Raw genomic sequence first — 2450 nt, 5'->3', positions numbered from 1 at the left:
CCCATGTCGTCGTCCTGCACCGGTGGAGCGACCGCTACGCCGATTACGCCGCCTACCTCGACCACACCGCCCACCGGGTCAGCTATGTCACCACCGAGCGAGCACTGACCCACCTGCCCCTGGAGACGGCCGCCGGGGTGGAACTGGTGGACAGCACCGAGAACACCAAGGCGGTGCGGGAGGCCGTGGACCGGCTGGCCGAGCGCTGCGGGCCGCCGGCCCGGATCGTCGCCCTCCAGGAGACCGACCTCGACCTCGCGGCCGTGCTGCGCGACGAGCTCTCCCTGCCCGGCCCCGGCGCCGAGGAACTGCGCCCGGTGCGCGACAAGTTGCTGATGGCCCAGCGCCTCGACGCCCAAGGGGTCCCCACGCCCGCGACCGCCGCCGCGCCCGATCACCCGGCGGTGACCCGGTTCGCCGCCGCACACGGCTGGCCGGTCCTGGTCAAGCCGCGCCGCGGCACCGCGAGCGCCGACGTCACGCGCCTGGACTCGCCGGAGGAGCTGGCCGCGTACCGCTTCCCAACCGACACCGACATGATCGTCCAGCCGTGGGTGGCGGACCGCGTCCTGCACGTCGACGGCGTCTTCGACGGCCAGGACCTCCGTCTCTGGCGGGCGTCGCGCTATCTGAGCACCTGTCTGGAGTTCACCTCCGGCGAGGTACTCGGCTCGGTGGAGATCGACGACGACGCCGTGCTCGCCCGGATCGGCGTGGTGACCGCGCGGGCCGTACAGGCCCTGCTCGCCCGGCCCTCCGTCTTCCACCTGGAACTCTTCGAGAGCGCGACCGGCGCGCTGACCGTGCTCGAACTCGGGGCCAGGCCCGGCGGCGCCGAAGTGCCCTTCATCTGGCGGGACGTGCACGGCGTCGACCTCATGGCCGCCGCCTTCGCCCACCAGACGGGCGCCCCCGATCCCACCCCGGCCGCGCCGCCCCGTACGGGCCAAACCGGCGGGTGGCTCCTTGTGCCGCCTTCCGTGCCCGCGCCCTGCCGGGTGCGGTCGGTCACGCTGCCGGAGGACATGCCCGCGTACGCCAGCAGCCTCCCGCACCCGGGACGGCTGATGAACGGCGGCGGCTACGAGCACGCCGGGGCACGCTTCCGGTTCCAGGGGGGCAGCAGCGCCGAGGTCGAGGCGGCCCTGCTGCGCACCGCGCGGGCGACGGCGCTGGTGTGCACGCCGGTCGACGCCGAAGCGCCCGCCCGCCTCGCCGTCGTAGGCTGCGGGAATCCGCCGTACCGCACGTACGCGCTCGCCGCCCTGGCCGAGCGGGTCGAGACCGGGCTCGTGCAGCCCGCGCCGCCGCAGTGGCAGCGCCCCTACATCGGCGACCGGTTCCGGGCCGCCGACACCTCCGACGCCGACGCGGTCACCGCCGCCGTCGCCGGTCTGCTCGCCTCGGCCACCGGCCCGGGCGCGGTCCTCACCTGGGACGAGACACTCCTGGCCACCACCGCCGAGGTCGCCAGGCGGCTGAACCTGCCCCACCTGGGGCCCGAGGCCGTGCGCGGCTGCCGCGACAAGCTCACCACCCGCCAGGTCCTGGCCGCCGCCGGAGTGCCCTCCGCGGGCTTCCGCCACGTCCACGACCGCGACGAGGCGATCGAGGCGGCCCGGGACCTCGGCCTGCCCGTGGTGGTCAAGCCGCGCGGTCTCGCCGGGTCCATCGGTGTCACCCTCGCCACCGGCCCCGAAGAGGTCGGCCGCGCCTACCAGCAGGCCACCACCTCCTCCTTCCCCGGCATCGACCGCCTGGCGGGCGCCATCGTGGAGGAGTATCTGACCGGGCCCGAGATCAGCGTGGACTGCGCGGTGGACAACGGCCGGGTGCGGATCGTCAACGTCGCCCGCAAGCGCCTCGGCTTCGCCCCCCACTTCGAGGAGGTCGGGCACCTGGTGGCGCCCTGGCGCGACGAACCCTGGGCGTACGAGGTGGAGTTCGTGGTCACGGCCGCGCATGCCGCGCTCGGACTGCGCACCGGCATCACCCACAGCGAACTGCGCCTGACCCCCTCGGGGCCGCGCGTGGTCGAGGTCAACGGGCGGCTCGGCGGTGACTTCATCCCCCTGCTCGGCAGGCTCGCCACCGGCATCGACCAGGTGGCGGCCGCGGCCGACCTCGCCCTGGGCCGCACACCCGACCTGACCCCGCCGCACGAGCGGTGCGCCGAGGTCCGCTTCCTCTACCCCGCCCACGACGCCGTCGTACGGGAGCTGGACCTCACCGCCGCGGCGGCCGTCCCCGGCATCGTCGAGACGGTCGACCTCGCGCCGCCGGGCACCGAGTTGCGGCTGCCGCCGCGCGGCATCGTGCCGCGCCTGGCCGCCCTCGTCGCCGTGGGCGACACCCCCGGGCAGTGCGCCACGGCCCTGGACCGGGCCGAGGCCGCCCTGCGCCACCGCCTCGTCCCCCTCCCCCGCTGAGCACCTCGGCCGCACACCGAC

1 protein-coding gene is annotated in these 2450 nt (G+C 75.5%); it reads left to right on the top strand.

The window, feature by feature from the left end; all coding sequences use genetic code 11:
• A partial coding sequence (locus tag AB8Z36_RS38115) for an ATP-grasp domain-containing protein (protein WP_369217951.1) occupies positions 1-2429 on the top strand: 2429 nt, incomplete at its 5' end.
• Positions 2430-2450 lie beyond the last annotated feature (21 nt).

The organism is Streptomyces flavofungini, assembly GCF_041028215.1.
Classification (GTDB): domain Bacteria; phylum Actinomycetota; class Actinomycetes; order Streptomycetales; family Streptomycetaceae; genus Streptomyces; species Streptomyces flavofungini_B.
The sequence above is the reverse complement of the archived record's forward strand: the minus strand, read 5'-3'. Positions and strand labels throughout refer to the sequence as shown.